This window comes from Paraburkholderia sabiae, assembly GCF_030412785.1.
GTDB classification, from domain to species: Bacteria; Pseudomonadota; Gammaproteobacteria; order Burkholderiales; family Burkholderiaceae; genus Paraburkholderia; species Paraburkholderia sabiae.
Genome location: NZ_CP125295.1, coordinates 887,265 through 903,732 on the forward strand (window position 1 = coordinate 887,265; position 16,468 = coordinate 903,732).

The following is a 16,468-nucleotide window of genomic DNA, read 5'->3' on the forward strand; positions in this document are numbered from 1 at the left end:
GTTGGGCTCCCTTATCAGGCCGCTTGTTTCGGCGTGGCGGCCACGAGGCCGAAATCTTCGGGGAAATGGTCGAGCGCGGAGACGACCGGGAACGGCGTCATGCCGCCCATCGCGCACAGCGAACCGGACACCATCGTGTCGCACAGGTCGCGCAGCAGTTGCACCTGCTTCGTCGACGTGTCGCCGTTACGGATGCGCTGGATCACTTCGACGCCGCGCGTCGAGCCGATCCGGCACGGCGTGCACTTGCCGCACGATTCGAGCGCGCAGAAGTGCATCGCGTATTGCGCGAGGTCGGCGAGATTCGACGTGTCGTCGTGAATCACGAGACCGCCGTGACCGACGACCGCGCCGACCTTCGCGTATTCCTCGTAGTCGAGCGGGATGTCCCACTGGCTTTCGGGCAGATACGTGCCGAGCGGGCCGCCGACCTGCACTGCGCGCGCCGGACGGCCGCTTGCCGTGCCGCCGCCGTAGTCGAACATCAGTTCGCGCAGCGTGCAGCCGAACGCGAGTTCGACGAGACCGCCTTGCTTGACGTTGCCCGCGATCTGGAAGGGCAGCGTGCCGCGCGAGCGGCCCATGCCGAAGTCCTTGTAGAACGCGGCACCCTTCGCGAAGATGATCGGCACCGTCGCCAGCGTGATGACGTTGTTGATCACGGTCGGCTTGCCGAACAGACCTTCGAGCGCCGGCAGCGGCGGCTTCGCGCGCACGATGCCGCGCTTGCCTTCGAGCGATTCGAGCAGCGCCGTTTCCTCGCCGCACACATACGCGCCCGCGCCCTTCGCGACGAACAGTTCGAAGCGATGCTCCGAGCCGAGCACGCTGTCGCCGAGCCAGCCGGCGGCGCGCGCCTTGACGATGGCTGCTTCGAGCGTCGCGATCGAATGCGGATACTCGCTGCGCACATAGATATGACCGACCGTTGCGCCCGTCACGATGCCCGCGATGATCATCCCTTCGATCAGCACGAACGGATCGCTTTCCATCACGAGGCGGTCGGAGAACGTGCCCGAGTCGCCTTCGTCGGCGTTGCAGACGATGTACTTCTGATCGGCCTTCGCGGCGCGCACCGTGCGCCACTTGATGCCGGCCGGGAACGCTGCGCCGCCGCGGCCGCGCAGGCCGGATTCGATCAGCGCTTCGACGGCTGCGTCGCCCGTCATCGCGAGCGCGTTGTACAGGCCGACGATGCCGCCATTGGCGATGTAGTCGTCCGTCGACAGCGGATCGGTAATGCCGATGCGCGCGAACGTCAGACGCTGCTGCTTCTTCAGATACGGAATCTCGTCGACGACGCCGACCTGCTTCGCGTGCGCGTTGCCTTCGACGAAACCGGCGTCGAACAGCGGCTTGATGTCTTCGGCTTCGACGTTCGCATAGCCGATGCGGCCTGCGGGCGTTTCGACCTCGATCAGCGGTTCGAGATACAGCAAACCGCGCGAGCCGTTGCGCACGAGTTCGACTTCGATGCCGCGCGCTTTCGCTTCATCGACGATAGCGGTGGCCAGCGCGTCGGCGCCGAGCGCCAGCGCCGAAGAGTCGCGGGGAACGTAGATGCGCGTCATACCGTTTCCTCCACGCGTTTCATCGCGGCCGCAAGCAGTGCGTCGAATTTTTGCGGCGTCACTTTGGCGTGCAGCTCGCCGTTGATCATCATGGCCGGCGACAGCGCGCACTGACCGAGGCAATACACCGATTCGAGACCGACAGCGCCGTCGCATGCGTGATCGTGCGTGTGGTCGTGTGCATCGCCGTGCTTATGGGCATCGAAGCGGCAACCCGTGCGCGCTTCGATATGTTGCGCGAGCGCTTCCGTGCCCATGCTGCGGCATGCTTCCGCGCGGCACAGCTGCACCGTGACAGGCGCAGCGGGCGACTGACGGAAGTGATGGTAATAAGTGATGACGCCGTGGACTTCCGCCCGTGACAGGTTCATCGTTCGCGCAAGCGGGGCGACGGTTTCGGGCGGCACGAAGCCGACGTCGTCCTGAATGGCGTGCAGTAGGGCAACCAGCGACATGCCGGGCTGTGCGTGTCGGCGCACGAGTTCGTCTGGCGCAATGGCATTCGGTCGATCCACAGTGGGGCTCCTCCAAAGTCGATATATGCACTTGTTATTCATAAGTCGTGCATCTATGCTTTGCTTGTTTGATATATCAATGCGAACGATAGGCGGGTGGATCGGCTTTCGCAATAGGAACTAGAACTGCATATATGATTCGAATTGAATGCCAGGCGCAGCTGATTGTGCGGGACAGCAATGGCCAAACGTCCAGCCTGACTGACGCCGTGCCGTTGCTGGCCCTCGTCGACCAGACGGGAAGCATCGCGCAGGCCGCTGCGCTTAAGGGTTTGTCCTACCGCCATGCATGGGGTTTGTTGCGCGCCATCGAGACTCAACTGGGCGGCGCGCTAATAGAAAAGGAACGCGGACGCGGTTCTGCGCTCTCCGAACTGGGGCAAGCCGTGTTGCGCGCGCAACGACTTTGCGGGGAGCGTCTGGACGGCAACATGCAGGCTTTGGCGAGCGAAGTGGCGAGCGATCTGAACCGCTGGCTCGCACCGCCGGCCGACGACGTGCGCATCCACGCCTCGCACGGTTACGCCGTGGCCGCGCTGGTGACGGCACTCGTCGCCGACCAGGTCCCGCTCGACATCAAATACCGCGACAGCGCCGAAGCGATCACGGCGCTTGCGCGCGGCGAGTGCGACCTCGCCGGTTTCCATTTGCCGCGCGGCGAGTTTCGCGCGGCGTGCGCGGACAAGTATCGTCAGTGGCTCGATCCGCAACGTCATGTGCTCGTGCATCTGACGCGCCGCAAACAGGGGCTTTTTCTCGCGAAGGGCAATCCGAAGGTCATCGGCGGATTGACCGATCTTGCGCGCGACGATATCCGCTTCGTCAACCGGCAGCATGGTTCCGGCACGCGCATGCTGATCGATCTGGCGCTGCGGCGCGTCGGCGTCGATCCGGATCGTGTGAACGGTTATGCATCGACGGAACTGACGCACTCGGCCATCGCCGCTTTCGTTGCTAGCGGCATGGCCGATGTCGGCTTCGGAGTGGAGCCGGCCGCGCATCACTTCGGGCTCGATTTCATTCCGATCGTCGACGAGGACTATTACTTTGCGTGCGATCGCGCGCGCCTCGAACGCGAGCCGCTCACGACGGTGATGTCGGTGCTGCGCGGCAATGCATTCCGGCAGAGCGTCGCGCATCTCGAAGGCTACGATCCCGGCGACTGCGGCAAGCTGCTTGAGCTGGAGCAGGGGCTGGAAGGTGGCGACAGCGTCTGAACGGGCGTATCGACGAGGGCGGGGTAAGCGCTCGTAACAACGATCGAAGCTGCGGACGCTGCGTGGCGCCGCGCTTTGCGATAATCTCTACGCTTTCGTTATTCCGCCTGACATGCGCGGCTCGCTGACCGCCTCGATCCGATATGAAATATTTCGTTCCCGCTTGTGCCGCCGCGCTTACGGCCGGCGCGCTGTTTGCCACGATGTCCGTCGCTTTTGCGCAGAATTCGCCCGGCGTGCCGGGCGGCATCCTGACCGAAGAATTCAAGCTCAATGAGCATCCGCAGATGCCGTTCGGCGCATCGGCTCCGTCGAAGAAATATCAGAGCGACAAGAAGTCGAAGCTGCGCAAGCGCGGCGACGACGGCGATCCTAACGGCTGCAACCTCAAGTGCCCTGAAGATCAGTAAATGACACGACGCACGCAGCGCCTGTCGGCAGTGCGTGCGTCCTTTTGACGTTCGTCAATTCTGTCGATTGGCCGCGCGCCTTACGGCTTGGCCGCGTGCCACACGTCCTTGAATCCATCTCCCTTCATGTCGCCCGGCTTCTCGTCCTTCGCGAAGCGATAGAGCGGCTTGCCTTTGTACGCCCATTGCTTCTGTCCGTCGGCGCCATCGATCGTGGTCCAGTCGCCCGATGGTTTGTCGCTGGCGTCGGCAGCTGCGGCGGGCCATGCCGCGGCGCATCCGCCCGTGCAGGCGCTTTTGCCCGGAGTCGTGTCCTTGTCGAAGGTGTAGAGCGTGCGTCCTTCTGCGTCGACGAAATGGCCATCAGAGGCTTTCGGCGGCGCGGCGAACGCGACCTGTTGAACGGCGAGCGCGGCGATGAGGAGAAGAGTCTTGCGCATGATGCGGCTCCTGTTTGACGTTGTATATGGAGTGTATGCAATCGATCGGCGGACGCGCGCCTTAAATGCGTTGACTGCCATTCAATGCGCGCGCATCGAATAAACGGCTGCCGCGCCGTGTTATTCCATCTGTCGTTCGAACATATTCTTTGCTGCCATCGCCGCGGACGCGCTCGAGGTCCTGTTCCCGGAACGCCGAAAGGGCCGGTAAGACGGCACGGTATAATTCCCCTGATCAATGAAATAGAGGCAATGCAAAACGCATTGCGCCGGTCTGCTTCGATTCGATGCAGCCGAAGTGGCGTAGTCAAGCCCTCGCATACGGGGAAAGCCGGGCATGAAAATACTACTGACCAACTTCCATAACGGTCGTGGAGGCGGTCACGACACGTATGTCGTTTCGATCGCGCGCGGTCTCGCCGCGCGTCATGACGTCGTCGTCGGCGCGCCGAAGACCAGCCGCCTTTTGCAGCATGCGAGCGCGGTCTCCGATATCCGCGCGCTGCCGATGGAATTTCCCGCCAAGCTGAAAGAGCTGGGTCGCTTTGTCGGCGCGATCCGGGAATTGCGCGCGCTGCTCAAGCGCGAGCGTTTCGACGTGGTCCATGTGAACGGCTCGCCCGATCACCGGCTGGTGATGCTGGCGACGATGTTCGCTTCGTTCAAGCGTCCGTATTTCGTGTTCACGAAGCACAACACGATCCGCGTCAAGCGCGACTTCATGACAAAGCTCAAGGCGCGGCGCGCGACGCATCATGTGATTGCCGTGTCGAATCCCGCGGCGAAGCTGCTGGAAGGCTCGGTGTACGCGGATTGCGGGATGTCGGTGATCCCGAATGGCGTGGACATCGGCTTTTACTCGCCCGTCGAAAACGCGCTCGCCGCGCGCAAACGCGACGCGCTGTTAGGCGCCGCGCATGCGGGCAAGCTCGTGGTCGGCACGATCACCGGCTTCGACTGGTACAAGGGAACGATGGACATGGTCGCCGCCGTCGCCGCGTTGCCCGACGAATTGCGCAAGCAGGTCGTGCTCGTGGTAGTCGGCACGGAGCCGAATGACGAGCAGCGTCAGGCGATCGAATCGCTGAACATGAGCGAGCATCTGCTGATCACGGGTTTCACGGAAGACGTTCGCGACTATATCGCGGCATTCGACGTCGGCTTTATCGTGTCGTACGCGATCGAGAGCATTTCGTTCGCGTGCCGCGAGATGATGTCGATGGGGCGGCCCGTGCTCGTCACGCGCTACGCGAGCTTGCCGGACAACGTCGACGATGGCGTCGACGGCTGGGTCGTCGAGCCGCGCGACACGCAAGCGATGACCGAGCGGCTGCGCACGATGCTCGCGAACCGCAATCGCCTTCCTGCAATGGGGCAAAGCGCGCGCACGAAAGCCGAGCGCGAGTTCTGCAACAGCAAGTTCATTCGGGAAACGGAAGAGGTGTACGGGCGCGCTGCAGCGTGACCGTTCGCGCTTTCTCGTTCGGTGCGGCGGCGCTCGCTGCTAAGGTGCAGTCGGCGCAGCGCCCGGCTCCTGGGTGTCTCGTACGAGCGTTGCGCCGCACATCGTGATGTCGCCGATGTAGGCGATGCGCTTGCCGTTGTGCCGGCGTCTTCCGCTGGCGATGATCTGGTATTTGCCGCCGCAGCGCGGACATGCAACCAGATGGCCGTCGAGCGCCACGCCGATGTCGTCTTCGAGCAGATCCTGCGCAGCCTCGACAATCTTGCCGCCGTGGTCGGTGAGGTCGCCGAGGCGGGCCATGATGGGATCGGCTATCTGGTTCATGTTCGGGCATCCTTGTTTGATTAGTTGTGCTGAGCGAATTTGGGTTCGCACATTTGACTTCATGCCGGATCGAGCCGCTATCAGAAAAGGTTGAAAATGGCGTGAGAAGGGCGGTGTGAACGCCGAGGGCAACAAAAAACCCGCAGAGCTTACGCCGTGCGGGTTTCTGTCCTGCGGTATCACCAGATTGAAAATTGGTGGAGGCGGCGGGAATCGAACCCGCGTCCAGAAGTCCTCCACGACTAGTTCTACATGTTTAGTTCTGTCTTTTGATTTAACCGCAGCGACGCGGACGAACACGCTGCGCTACGGCGATTCACTAGATTTTCGACCCGGACGTCGTGACGCCGCCAAGGCTTAACTGACGTATATGACCTCTGTCGGTATTGCTACCGGTCTTGCGACACTAGCCCGTCAGTGAACTAGGCAGAGGACGGCGGCCCTTAGGCTGCCAGTGCGAACGTATCGTCGTTTGCAGTTACGTTTTTCCCATTGATTAACGAGGTGACGGGTCCTCGACATGCCCTAGCCGCTTCGCAACCCCTGTCGAAACCAGGTCGCCCCCGCAGAAGGAATGAGCCACAGATGTGGCCCAAGAATCCATTTTACAATAGCCGCCCGCGCGAGTCACGGCGAAACATTCGCGGCGTCGACGCTGAACGGCGTCGCGTCAACTGATGTCGCGCAACAGACCCAGCAATTCGGCCGTCGAATTGACGACGTGCTTCGCGTGCCATTGCGTCGGCGGAATGTCGTTGCCGCAATAACCGTAGGCGGCGGCGACGGTCACCATGCCGGCCGCAAAGCCTGCCTGCACGTCGCGCAGATCGTCGCCGATGTACACGATCCGCTCCGGCGACAGATCCAGTTCCTTCGCCGCGTGCAGGAGCGGCGCGGGGTGTGGCTTCGAATGCGGTGTCGTGTCGCCGCTGACGACGCAGCCCGCACGCGTATCCAGCCCGAGTTGGGCGACCAGCGGTTCCGTCAGCCGGGCGACCTTGTTCGTCACGATGCCCCAGCGCACGCCGCGTGAGTCGAGGTCGTCGAGAATCTCGCCGATACCAGGAAACAGAATGGTTTCGATGCAAAGATCGGCTTCGTAGTTGGCGAGGAACTCGTCGCGCATCGACGCGTAGTCGTGATGCTCCGGGCCGATGCCAAAGGCGCCGCCAAGCAGCCCGCGTGCGCCCGCCGACGCGAGCGGCCGCAACTGTTCCAGCGGCACCATCTCGAGGCCGCGATCATGGCGCATCCTGTTCACGGCTGCGGCAAGGTCGGGCGCTGTGTCGGCCAGCGTGCCGTCGAGGTCGAACAGAATGCCCTGGCAAAGACCGATCGATGCTTCTTCGTCTTCTCGCTGAGGCAGGGGCGTGGGATCGCTCATTTAAGTAGGTGCAGTTAACCGGACGCTAAAAATGGATCAGGCTTCGCGACGGCACGCGAGCATGTAGTTCACATCGGTATCGCTCGACAGGCCGAAGTGGCGTGTCAGCGGGTTGTACGTGATGCCCTTGATGTCCGCGGTGTGCAAACCAGCGGCGCGTGCGAAACCGGCGAGCTCCGACGGGCGGATGAAGCGGGCGTAGTCGTGCGTCCCCTTCGGCAGCATGCGCGCGACGTACTCGGCGCCGATGACGGCCAGCAGATACGACTTCACGTTGCGGTTGAGCGTCGAAAAGAACACCCAGCCACCGGGCTTGACGAGCGTCTTGCACGCCTCGACGACCTTCGACGGATCCGGCACGTGTTCGAGCATTTCCATGCACGTGACGACGTCGAAAGACGCGGGTTCGCGGGCCGCCAGCGCTTCCGCCGCGATTTCTTCGTAATTTACCGTTACACCGCTTTCAAGGCTGTGAAGATCCGCGACGCCCAAAGCTTCGTTGGACAGGTCGATTCCCTTCACATCTGCGCCCAGCGTCGCCATCGATTCCGACAGAATCCCGCCGCCGCAGCCAATGTCGAGCACGCGCTTGCCTGCGAGATACGCGTGCGAGTCGATCCAGTTGAGCCGCACGGGATTAAGCTCGTGCAAAGGTTTGAACTCGGCGTTCGGATCCCACCAACGATGCGCGAGATCGCTGAATTTCTGCAGTTCGTGGGGATCGGCGTTGGTCATGACGGATGCGGCCTCGAGGGCAGGAAGAGCGGGGTGGATCGGAGAAACCCTGAGTATATAGGGCTGGGCACGGACGGGCAAAAAGCGCCGGGTCGCTGACGGCTTGCGCAGCGCGGGCGGCGCGGTTGTCGCGGCTTCGTCCTAGCTCTGGCCGAGCACGAGGGCATAAAAAAAGCCCCGCCGAAGCGGGGCTTGCATACTGCGGTATTCTGTAGCTTACTGCTTCGAAGTACCGACAACTTCGACTTCCACGCGACGATCCGGTGCGAGGCAGGCGATGAGTTGCTTGCGGTTCTTCTGGTTGCAGCCCGTCGTAACCGGGTTGCGCTTGCCCTTGCCTTCCGTGTAGATTCGGTTGGCTTCGATGCCCTTGCTGACCAGGTATGCCTTGACAGCTTGTGCACGACGCAGCGACAGACGGTCGTTGTACTTGTCCGAACCGATGCGGTCGGTGTAGCCCGTGGCCACGACGACTTCCAGGTTCAGGCCTTGAATCTTCGATGCCAGATCGTCCAGCTTTTCCTTGCCAGCCGGCTTCAGGATAGCCTTGTCGAAGTCGAACAGCGTATCAGCTTGGTACGTGATCTTCTGGCTGGTGATTGCCGGAGCAACCGGTGCCGGTGCCGGCGGGGTCGGTGCTTGTGCGACCAGTGCGCCATCGCACTTTGCGTTAGCCGTTGCCGGCGTCCAGAACGCATCGCGCCAGCAAAGCTCGTTCGTGCCGTTCATCCACACGTATTCGCCGGTGCCGTTCACCCAGTTGTCGTTCGTGGCTTGTCGCGACGCCGGCACCGACTGTGCCGAAGCGGATGCAGCCATAACTGCGGTAGCTGCAATGAACGCGAGCTTTGAAAGTTTATTCATATTTCTCCTCTCGAAATTGAGATTACCGCAGGTTTACTGCGAGCCTGTTGACGTAGACCAGTCATACATTGCTCGAAGTATAACATCGGTGCAGAACAAAAGACGCTGTGTATAGACTTCGAGCAGTGTCTAAACTTGTGCGTTGGCATTTTGCCATATCGTTCCCTTCCGACGATAAAAAAATCCGCCCCCTATCCATACGCCCGGTCGAATGTGGTGCATGCGCAACAAAAGGTGTCAAGTTCGTCAAGAGGCCGCCGGAGGCCGCTTCGGGCGGCTTGACAAGGAGCATTTTCCGGGCCCGGTCATCACGCGCGCGAGGCGCTTCCAAGTGCCGTTTTTCGACGTCCCACTAATAGGTATACGCACGTCGCCGGGGGCGGGTGCGCCGCATGATAGAATCGCGTGATGCGCTGCGCTCGCAGCCGCACAGGAAGTACACCCAGGGGTAGGCCCAAGCGGTGAGGTGAAGAACGCGTTTCCCTCATCGTCTTCGCGCGTAAACGATACGGACAATGGATCAATTCGCCAAAGAGACTCTACCAATCTCCCTAGAGGAGGAAATGCGCCGCTCGTATATCGAGTACGCGATGAGCGTGATCGTAGGGCGCGCGCTTCCCGATGTCCGCGATGGCCTGAAGCCGGTGCACCGGCGCGTGCTGTACGCCATGCACGAACTGAACAACGACTGGAACCGGGCGTACAAGAAATCGGCGCGTATCGTCGGCGATGTAATCGGTAAGTACCATCCGCACGGCGACTCGGCTGTCTACGACACGATCGTCCGGATGGCGCAGGACTTTTCGCTGCGCTACATGCTCGTCGATGGACAAGGCAATTTCGGGTCAGTCGACGGCGACAATGCCGCGGCGATGCGCTACACCGAAATCCGCATGGCGAAGATCGGCCACGAACTGCTCGCCGACATCGACAAGGAAACGGTCGACTTCCAGCCGAACTACGACGGCAGCGAAAACGAGCCGTCCATTCTGCCCGCGCGCATTCCGAACCTGCTGATCAATGGTTCGTCGGGTATTGCAGTCGGCATGGCGACGAACATTCCGCCGCACAACCTGAACGAAATCGTCGACGCCTGTCACCACCTGCTGAAGAACCCCGAAGCGACGATCGACGAACTGATCGAGATCGTGCCGGCGCCGGACTTCCCGACGGCCGGCATCATCTACGGCGTGCAGGGTGTGCGCGACGGCTACCGCACGGGACGCGGGCGCGTCGTGATGCGCGCGACCACGCACTTCGAAGAGATCGATCGCGGTCAGCGCATGGCGATCATCGTCGACGAACTGCCGTATCAGGTGAACAAGCGTTCGCTGCTCGAGCGTATCGCCGAGCTGGTGAATGAGAAAAAGCTGGAAGGCATCTCGGACATTCGCGACGAATCCGACAAGAGCGGTATGCGCGTCGTGATCGAGCTGAAGCGCGGCGAAGTGCCTGAGGTCATTCTCAACAATCTGTATAAGGCAACGCAGCTCCAGGACACGTTCGGCATGAACATGGTCGCGCTCGTCGACGGCCAGCCGAAGCTGCTGAACCTGAAGGAAATGCTCTCGCATTTCCTGTCGCATCGTCGCGAAGTGCTGACGCGGCGCACTGTATACGAACTGCGCAAGGCGCGCGAACGCGGCCACGTGCTCGAAGGCCTCGCCGTCGCGCTCGCCAACATCGACGACTTCATCGCGATCATCAAGGCTGCGCCCACGCCGCCTATCGCGAAACAGGAGTTGATGGACCGCTCTTGGGATTCGTCGATCGTGCGCGAGATGCTGCAGCGCGCGGAAGCCGACAACGCGACGTCGGGCGGCCGCGCTGCGTATCGTCCGGAAGGGCTGAACCCGGCGTACGGCATGCAGGGCGACGGTCTCTACCGTCTGTCGGACACGCAGGCTCAGGAAATCCTGCAGATGCGTCTGCAACGCCTGACGGGTCTGGAGCAGGACAAGATCATCGGCGAGTATCGCGACGTGATGGCCCAGATCGCCGACCTGCTCGACATCCTCGCACGTCCGGAACGCATAACTTCCATCATCTTCGACGAACTCGTCACGATCAAGAGCGAATTTGGCGACGAACGCCGCTCGAAGATCGAGATGAACGCGACCGAGCTGAACACGGAAGACCTCATCACGCCGCAGGACATGGTCGTGACGATGTCGCACTCCGGTTACGTGAAATCGCAGCCGTTGTCGGAATATCGCGCCCAGAAGCGCGGAGGTCGCGGCAAACAGGCGACCCAGATGAAGGAAGACGACTGGATCGACACGCTCTTCATCGCGAACACGCACGATCACATCCTGTGCTTCTCGAACCGCGGCCGCGTGTACTGGCTGAAGGTTTACGAAGTGCCGCAGGGTTCGCGCAATTCGCGCGGTCGTCCGATCGTCAATATGTTCCCGCTGCAGGAAGGCGAGAAGATCACGGTCGTTCTGCCCGTGAAGGAATTTTCGGCCGACAAGTTCGTTTTCATGGCGACGGCGCTCGGCACCGTCAAGAAGACGCCGCTCGAAGCCTTCAGCCGTCCGCTGAAGAAGGGCATCATCGCGGTCGGTCTGGATGACGGCGACTATCTGATCGGCGCGGCTATCACCGACGGCGAGCACGACGTGATGCTGTTCTCGGATTCGGGCAAAGCGGTGCGTTTCGACGAGAACGATGTCCGTCCGATGGGCCGCGAAGCGCGTGGTGTGCGCGGCATGCAGCTCGAAGACGGACAGAGCGTCATCGCGCTGCTGGTGGCGGGCGACGAGCAGCAGTCAGTGCTGACGGCAACGGAAAACGGCTACGGCAAACGCACGCCGATCACCGAGTACACGCGTCACGGCCGTGGCACAAAGGGCATGATCGCAATCCAGACGTCCGAGCGTAACGGCAAGGTGGTCGCCGCGACGCTGGTCGACCCGGAAGCGCAGATCATGCTGATCACCAATACGGGCGTGCTGATCCGGACGCGCGTGTCGGAAATTCGAGAAATGGGCCGCGCAACGCAAGGTGTTACACTCATCAGCCTTGATGAAGGCACCAAGCTTTCCGGTCTGCAACAGATTGCCGAAGCGGAAGCTGACGTGGACGGCGACGCCGACCTGCCTGCCGACGAAGCCGGCGGTGATGAAAGCGAAACGTCGTAATCCGCAGCGAAGCTTCTCAAGTAATGCGTAAAGCCGCGCGGGCAGTCTGAGTGCATCGGAATCGATGCAGCGCCTGCGCGGTGAAGCAACCAGGTTAATTTCTCTTAGGGAGTAGTGATGCAAAACCGTTTCAAGCAGTTGATGGTCCTGGCCGCTTTCGTGCCGACGCTCGCGATGGCGCAAGCGCTGCAAAACCAGCAGCCGGCCCCGGCTGCTCCCGCCGCTGCCGCTGCTCCGGTTGATCCGGCTAAACAGGCTGCCATCAAGAATCTGCTCGACGCGATCGACGCACAGAAGCTGGTCGGCGCCATCGGCAACAGCGCGCAGATGCAGGCCAAGCAGCTCGTCCCGGCAATCCTGTCGGACGCACTGTCGGAAAACAAGACGATGACGGACAAGCAGAAGCAGGCTTCCGTCCCGGCGCTGCAAAAGAACGCTGTGCCGAAGCTGGTTGACTCGGCGGGCCAGGTGTTCGCAACGGACGCATTCAAGCAGGACGCGATGCAAGCTCAGTACGACGCCTACGCGAAGTACTACAGCGTGCAGGAAATCAACGACCTGACCGCGTTCTACAAGAGCCCGACGGGCCGCAAGTTCATCCAGGTTCAAGACCAGGTTGGCCGCGACGTCGTGAACGGTCTGATGCAGAAGTACATGCCGCAATCGATCAAGGCGACGCGCGACCAGGCTGACAAGGAAGTCGCTTCCGTCAAGCCGGCGAAGTAAGCAGGTCGAGCAAGGCAGAACGGCGTTCGAAGCGTCCGTCACAGGCGGCGTAAAAGGGAAATGCGTGAAACCCCTTGAAACGCCGAGGTTTGGCGGGTTTTGAGCGTCAATGCGATAATGGCCGTTTGCGCTTGCGCGCAGACGGCCATTTTCTTTCAGGCGCGGTCTCCGGCTCTTTCACACGCCGCGCGCCTGCTTCCCAGGGTTCTCACGATGCGCGTCTTCAATTTCTCCGCCGGTCCGGCGGCCATGCCCGAAGAAGTGCTGCGCCAGGCAGCCGACGAAATGCTCGATTGGCGCGGCAGCGGCATGAGCGTGATGGAAATGAGCCATCGCGGCAAAGAATTCATGACGATTCATGAAGAGGCGCTGACGGACCTGCGCGAACTGCTGCAGGTGCCGTCCAGTCATCAGATTCTCTTCCTGCAAGGCGGCGGGCTCGGCGAAAACGCGATCGTGCCGATGAACCTGATGGGCCGCAAGGCGCGCGCGGACTTCGTCGTGACGGGCTCCTGGTCGCAAAAGTCGTTCAAGGAAGCACAGAAATACGGCACAGTGCATCTGGCTGCGAGCGGCGAAACGGCGGAAGGCTTCACGCACGTTCCGGCGCGCGCCGAGTGGAATCTGTCCGACGACCCCGCCTACGTGCACCTGTGCACGAACGAAACGATCCACGGCGTCGAGACGTTCGAAATTCCCGACCTCGGTGATATTCCGCTCGTCGCCGACGCTTCGTCGCACATCCTGTCGCGCCCGATGGACGTCGCCAAGTACGGCGTGCTGTTCGGCGGCGCGCAGAAGAATATCGGCATGGCGGGCGTGACCGTCGTGATCGTGCGCGAGGATCTGCTGGAACGTTCGATGAGCATCTGTCCGTCGGCGTTCGAATGGAAGACGGTCGCGCTGAACAATTCGATGTACAACACGCCGCCCACGTACGCGATCTACATCGCCGGGCTGGTGTTCAAGTGGTTGAAGAAGCTGGGCGGGTTGACGGCGATCGAGGCACGCAACGTCGAAAAGTCGAAGCTGCTGTACGACACGATCGACTCGTCGAATTTTTATCTGAACAAGGTGGAACGCAACGCGCGGTCGCGGATGAACGTACCGTTCTTCCTCGCCGACGAGTCGCGCAATGAAGATTTCCTGGCCGGCGCGAAAGCGCGCGGGCTGGTGCAGCTGAAGGGCCACAAGTCCGTCGGCGGCATGCGGGCGTCGATTTACAACGCGGTGCCGCTCGAAGGCGTCAAAGCGCTTGTCGAGTACATGAGGGAATTCGAACAGCGCAGCGCGTGATCTTTGCGGTCGCGGCGCGCATCCTCTCCGAACCGGGCCCTGCCGGACCCGAATTGGCCCTTTAGAAGCATGGACGACGAACTCAATTCTCAACTCAAACCGCTGCGCGAACGGATCGACGCGATCGACGCGCAGCTCATCGCGCTCCTGAATCAACGTGCGGCGGTCGCGCTCGAAGTCGGCGAGGTGAAGAAGCACTTCAACGCGCCCGTGTTTCGTCCGGAGCGCGAGCAGCAGGTGATCGCGCGTCTGCAGGACATGAGCGACGGCCCGCTGGCCGGCGAGCACATCAGCGCGATCTGGCGCGAGATCATGGCCGCGAGCCGTGCGCTCGAAAAGAACATCACCGCGGCGTATCTCGGCCCGGCGGGCACCTACAGCGAACAGGCGATGCACGAGTACTTCGGTCAATCGATCGAAGGTCTGCCGTGTTCGTCGATCGACGAAGTGTTCCGTTCGGTCGAGGCAGGCGGCGCGGAATTCGGCGTGGTGCCCATCGAAAATTCGACGGAAGGCGCGGTGTCGCGCACGCTCGATCTGCTGCTGCAAACGCAGTTGCTGATCGGCGGCGAACTGGCTTTGCCGATCCACCACAATCTGCTGACGCTCAACGGCGGCCTGGCGGGCGTGACGCGCGTGTGCGCACACGCGCAGGCGCTTGCGCAGTGCCAGCGCTGGCTGGCGACGCACGCGCCGCACGTCGAGCGCCAGGCGGTGTCGAGCAACGCCGAAGCCGCGCGCATGGCGGCCGAAGATCCGACCATCGCGGCTATCGCCGGCGACCGCGCCGCGACGCAATACGGCCTGCAGGTCGCTTATGCGCTGATCCAGGACGATCCGCACAACCGCACGCGCTTCGTGATGATCGGCAAGCAGCCGACGGGCGCGAGCGGCTACGACAAGACGTCGCTGATCGTGTCGGTCGCGAACGAGCCGGGCGCGATGTTCAAGCTGCTGGAGCCGCTCGCGAAGCACGGCGTGTCGATGACGCGCTTCGAGTCGCGTCCGGCCCGCGTCGGCACGTGGGAGTACTACTTCTACATCGACGTCGAAGGGCATCGCGACGATGCGTCCGTGTCCGGCGCGCTCGCCGAACTCGGCCAGAAGGCCGACTTCCTGAAGATACTCGGCTCGTATCCGCGCGCCCGCTGAAACGCGGCCCGCTTTCGTTTCGCAAGCAAGCAACCCAATCACACGCAAGCCTGATAGCTACCCGGAGATATCCATGACAACGTCTTTCGGTCCGTCCTACGTCCGCGCGATCGCGCCTTATGTGGCTGGCAAGCCGATCTCGGAAGTCGCGCGCGAATTCGGTCTGGACGAAGCGCGGATCGTGAAGCTGGCGTCGAACGAGAATCCGCTCGGCATGCCCGACTCGGCGAAGACGGCGATGGCGCAGGCTGCCAGCGAACTCGGCCGCTATCCGGACGCCAACGCGTTCGAGTTGAAGGCCGCGTTGGCCGAGCACTACGACGTGCCCGCCGAGTGGATCACGCTCGGCAACGGCAGCAACGACATTCTCGAACTGGCCGCGCACGCGTTCGTCGAGAAGAGCCAGTCGGTCGTCTACGCGCAATATTCGTTCGCCGTGTATGCGCTGGCGACGCAAGGCCTCGGCGCACGCGCGATCGTCGTGCCGGCTGTCGAATACGGCCACGATCTCGACGCGATGCTCGCCGCGATCGACGACGACACGCGCCTTGTGTTCGTCGCGAACCCGAACAACCCGACGGGCACGTTCATCGACGGCGCGACCATCGAAGCGTTCCTGTCGAAGGTGCCGCGCAGCGTGGTCGTCGTGCTCGACGAGGCTTACACGGAATACCTGAGCGCCGACAAGCGCTACGACTCGATCGCGTGGGTTCGTCGCTATCCGAATCTGCTGGTATCGCGCACGTTCTCGAAGGCGTTTGGTCTGGCTGGCCTGCGCGTCGGTTTCGCGATTGCGCAACCGGAATTGACGGATCTGATGAACCGTCTGCGTCAGCCGTTCAATGTGAACACGCTCGCGCAAGCGGCCGCGATCGCCGCGCTGAACGACAAGCCGTTCCTGCAGAAGAGCGCGGAACTGAATGCTCAGGGCTATCGTCGTTTGACGGAGGTGTTCGACAAGCTCGGTCTCGAATACGTGCCGTCGTTCGGCAACTTCGTGCTGGTGCGCGTCGGCAATGACGATGCGGCGGGCAATCGCGTGAATCTCGAATTGCTGAAGCAGGGCGTGATCGTGCGGCCGGTGGGTAGCTATGGTCTGCCGCAGTGGCTGCGGGTGACGATCGGCCTGCCTGAAGAAAACGAGGCGTTCATCGCGGCGCTCGAAAAGACGCTCGCGACGACGGCCTGAGCGTATCCATGCAATCCACGCGCCTCACCGACAGCGG

General features: G+C 62.1%; 15 protein-coding genes and 1 other RNA gene. 8 read left to right on the forward strand and 8 right to left on the reverse strand.

Annotated elements, in window-relative coordinates; genetic code table 11:
- Positions 1-14: 14 nt before the first annotated feature.
- Together QEN71_RS04000 and QEN71_RS04005 are read right to left on the reverse strand one after the other, a co-directional pair.
- Positions 15-1,571: a formate dehydrogenase beta subunit gene (locus QEN71_RS04000; RefSeq protein WP_201653196.1), complete on the reverse strand. Its 1,557-nt coding sequence runs from the start codon at positions 1,569-1,571 to the stop codon at positions 15-17.
- Complete coding sequence (locus tag QEN71_RS04005; protein WP_407675470.1) at positions 1,568-2,026, reverse strand: NAD(P)H-dependent oxidoreductase subunit E; 459 nt, start codon at positions 2,024-2,026, stop codon at positions 1,568-1,570. The genes QEN71_RS04000 and QEN71_RS04005 overlap by 4 nt, the downstream gene beginning before the upstream one ends.
- Positions 2,027-2,220: 194 nt before the next feature.
- Here QEN71_RS04005 and QEN71_RS04010 point away from each other — a divergent pair, with 194 nt between their 5' ends.
- Entirely contained in the window at positions 2,221-3,303 is a 1,083-nt protein-coding gene (locus QEN71_RS04010) for a substrate-binding domain-containing protein (protein ID WP_201653202.1), read from the forward strand.
- 143 nt (positions 3,304-3,446) lie between these two features.
- The gene (locus tag QEN71_RS04015; RefSeq protein ID WP_201653205.1) at positions 3,447-3,713 is read left to right on the forward strand and encodes a hypothetical protein; all 267 of its coding nucleotides are present in this window, start codon (positions 3,447-3,449) and stop codon (positions 3,711-3,713) included.
- 80 nt (positions 3,714-3,793) lie between these two features.
- Here the strand turns inward: QEN71_RS04015 and QEN71_RS04020 are convergent, their stop codons facing one another.
- Positions 3,794-4,153 carry a COG4315 family predicted lipoprotein gene (locus QEN71_RS04020; RefSeq protein ID WP_201653208.1) on the reverse strand — a complete coding sequence of 120 codons (360 nt, stop codon included), beginning with the start codon at positions 4,151-4,153 and terminating at the stop codon, positions 3,794-3,796.
- A 337-nt stretch (positions 4,154-4,490) separates the two neighbouring features.
- On the opposite strand from QEN71_RS04020, the gene QEN71_RS04025 reads away from it, so the two are divergent.
- Positions 4,491-5,618, forward strand: coding sequence for a glycosyltransferase family 4 protein (locus QEN71_RS04025; RefSeq protein WP_201653211.1), 1,128 nt, complete (start codon positions 4,491-4,493; stop codon positions 5,616-5,618).
- 39 nt (positions 5,619-5,657) lie between these two features.
- Here the strand turns inward: QEN71_RS04025 and QEN71_RS04030 are convergent, their stop codons facing one another.
- From QEN71_RS04030 to ompA, 5 genes are all read right to left on the reverse strand, one after another.
- Positions 5,658-5,942, reverse strand: a complete 285-nt coding sequence (locus QEN71_RS04030) for a PAAR domain-containing protein (RefSeq protein WP_201653214.1) — start codon at positions 5,940-5,942, stop codon at positions 5,658-5,660.
- Between the two features lie 195 nt (positions 5,943-6,137).
- Positions 6,138-6,507, reverse strand: a transfer-messenger RNA (tmRNA) gene (gene ssrA, locus QEN71_RS04035).
- Positions 6,508-6,612: 105 nt separating this feature from the next.
- Positions 6,613-7,326, reverse strand: a complete 714-nt coding sequence (locus QEN71_RS04040) for an HAD family hydrolase (RefSeq protein WP_201653217.1) — start codon at positions 7,324-7,326, stop codon at positions 6,613-6,615.
- 36 nt (positions 7,327-7,362) lie between these two features.
- The gene (gene ubiG / locus QEN71_RS04045) at positions 7,363-8,061 is read right to left on the reverse strand and encodes a bifunctional 2-polyprenyl-6-hydroxyphenol methylase/3-demethylubiquinol 3-O-methyltransferase UbiG (protein ID WP_201653220.1); all 699 of its coding nucleotides are present in this window, start codon (positions 8,059-8,061) and stop codon (positions 7,363-7,365) included.
- Between the two features lie 216 nt (positions 8,062-8,277).
- Entirely contained in the window at positions 8,278-8,925 is a 648-nt protein-coding gene (gene ompA, locus QEN71_RS04050) for an outer membrane protein OmpA (RefSeq protein WP_012400146.1), read from the reverse strand.
- Between the two features lie 515 nt (positions 8,926-9,440).
- On the opposite strand from ompA, the gene gyrA reads away from it, so the two are divergent.
- From gyrA to hisC, 5 genes are all read left to right on the forward strand, one after another.
- Positions 9,441-12,068 carry a DNA gyrase subunit A gene (gyrA, locus tag QEN71_RS04055; RefSeq protein WP_201653223.1) on the forward strand — a complete coding sequence of 876 codons (2,628 nt, stop codon included), beginning with the start codon at positions 9,441-9,443 and terminating at the stop codon, positions 12,066-12,068.
- Between the two features lie 117 nt (positions 12,069-12,185).
- Positions 12,186-12,794, forward strand: a complete 609-nt coding sequence (locus QEN71_RS04060) for a DUF2059 domain-containing protein (RefSeq protein WP_201653226.1) — start codon at positions 12,186-12,188, stop codon at positions 12,792-12,794.
- 213 nt (positions 12,795-13,007) lie between these two features.
- Complete coding sequence (gene serC, locus QEN71_RS04065) at positions 13,008-14,090, forward strand: 3-phosphoserine/phosphohydroxythreonine transaminase (protein ID WP_201653230.1); 1,083 nt, start codon at positions 13,008-13,010, stop codon at positions 14,088-14,090.
- A 69-nt stretch (positions 14,091-14,159) separates the two neighbouring features.
- A complete protein-coding gene (pheA, locus tag QEN71_RS04070; protein WP_201653233.1) occupies positions 14,160-15,242 on the forward strand; it encodes a prephenate dehydratase in 1,083 nt (360 codons plus the stop codon).
- A gap of 73 nt (positions 15,243-15,315) precedes the next feature.
- Positions 15,316-16,431, forward strand: a complete 1,116-nt coding sequence (gene hisC / locus QEN71_RS04075; RefSeq protein ID WP_201653235.1) for a histidinol-phosphate transaminase — start codon at positions 15,316-15,318, stop codon at positions 16,429-16,431.
- Positions 16,432-16,468 lie beyond the last annotated feature (37 nt).

Excerpts from the sequence above, each read along its gene's own strand:
- QEN71_RS04000 (WP_201653196.1), bottom strand. The coding sequence starts at position 1,571 with ATGACGCGCATCTACGTTCCCCGCGACTCTTCGGCGCTGGCGCTCGGC.
- QEN71_RS04005 (WP_407675470.1), bottom strand. The coding sequence starts at position 2,026 with ATGTCGCTGGTTGCCCTACTGCACGCCATTCAGGACGACGTCGGCTTC.
- QEN71_RS04010 (WP_201653202.1), top strand. The coding sequence starts at position 2,221 with ATGATTCGAATTGAATGCCAGGCGCAGCTGATTGTGCGGGACAGCAAT.
- QEN71_RS04015 (WP_201653205.1), top strand. The coding sequence starts at position 3,447 with ATGAAATATTTCGTTCCCGCTTGTGCCGCCGCGCTTACGGCCGGCGCG.
- QEN71_RS04020 (WP_201653208.1), bottom strand. The coding sequence starts at position 4,153 with ATGCGCAAGACTCTTCTCCTCATCGCCGCGCTCGCCGTTCAACAGGTC.
- QEN71_RS04025 (WP_201653211.1), top strand. The coding sequence starts at position 4,491 with ATGAAAATACTACTGACCAACTTCCATAACGGTCGTGGAGGCGGTCAC.
- QEN71_RS04030 (WP_201653214.1), bottom strand. The coding sequence starts at position 5,942 with ATGAACCAGATAGCCGATCCCATCATGGCCCGCCTCGGCGACCTCACC.
- QEN71_RS04040 (WP_201653217.1), bottom strand. The coding sequence starts at position 7,326 with ATGAGCGATCCCACGCCCCTGCCTCAGCGAGAAGACGAAGAAGCATCG.
- ubiG (WP_201653220.1), bottom strand. The coding sequence starts at position 8,061 with ATGACCAACGCCGATCCCCACGAACTGCAGAAATTCAGCGATCTCGCG.
- ompA (WP_012400146.1), bottom strand. The coding sequence starts at position 8,925 with ATGAATAAACTTTCAAAGCTCGCGTTCATTGCAGCTACCGCAGTTATG.
- gyrA (WP_201653223.1), top strand. The coding sequence starts at position 9,441 with ATGGATCAATTCGCCAAAGAGACTCTACCAATCTCCCTAGAGGAGGAA.
- QEN71_RS04060 (WP_201653226.1), top strand. The coding sequence starts at position 12,186 with ATGCAAAACCGTTTCAAGCAGTTGATGGTCCTGGCCGCTTTCGTGCCG.
- serC (WP_201653230.1), top strand. The coding sequence starts at position 13,008 with ATGCGCGTCTTCAATTTCTCCGCCGGTCCGGCGGCCATGCCCGAAGAA.
- pheA (WP_201653233.1), top strand. The coding sequence starts at position 14,160 with ATGGACGACGAACTCAATTCTCAACTCAAACCGCTGCGCGAACGGATC.
- hisC (WP_201653235.1), top strand. The coding sequence starts at position 15,316 with ATGACAACGTCTTTCGGTCCGTCCTACGTCCGCGCGATCGCGCCTTAT.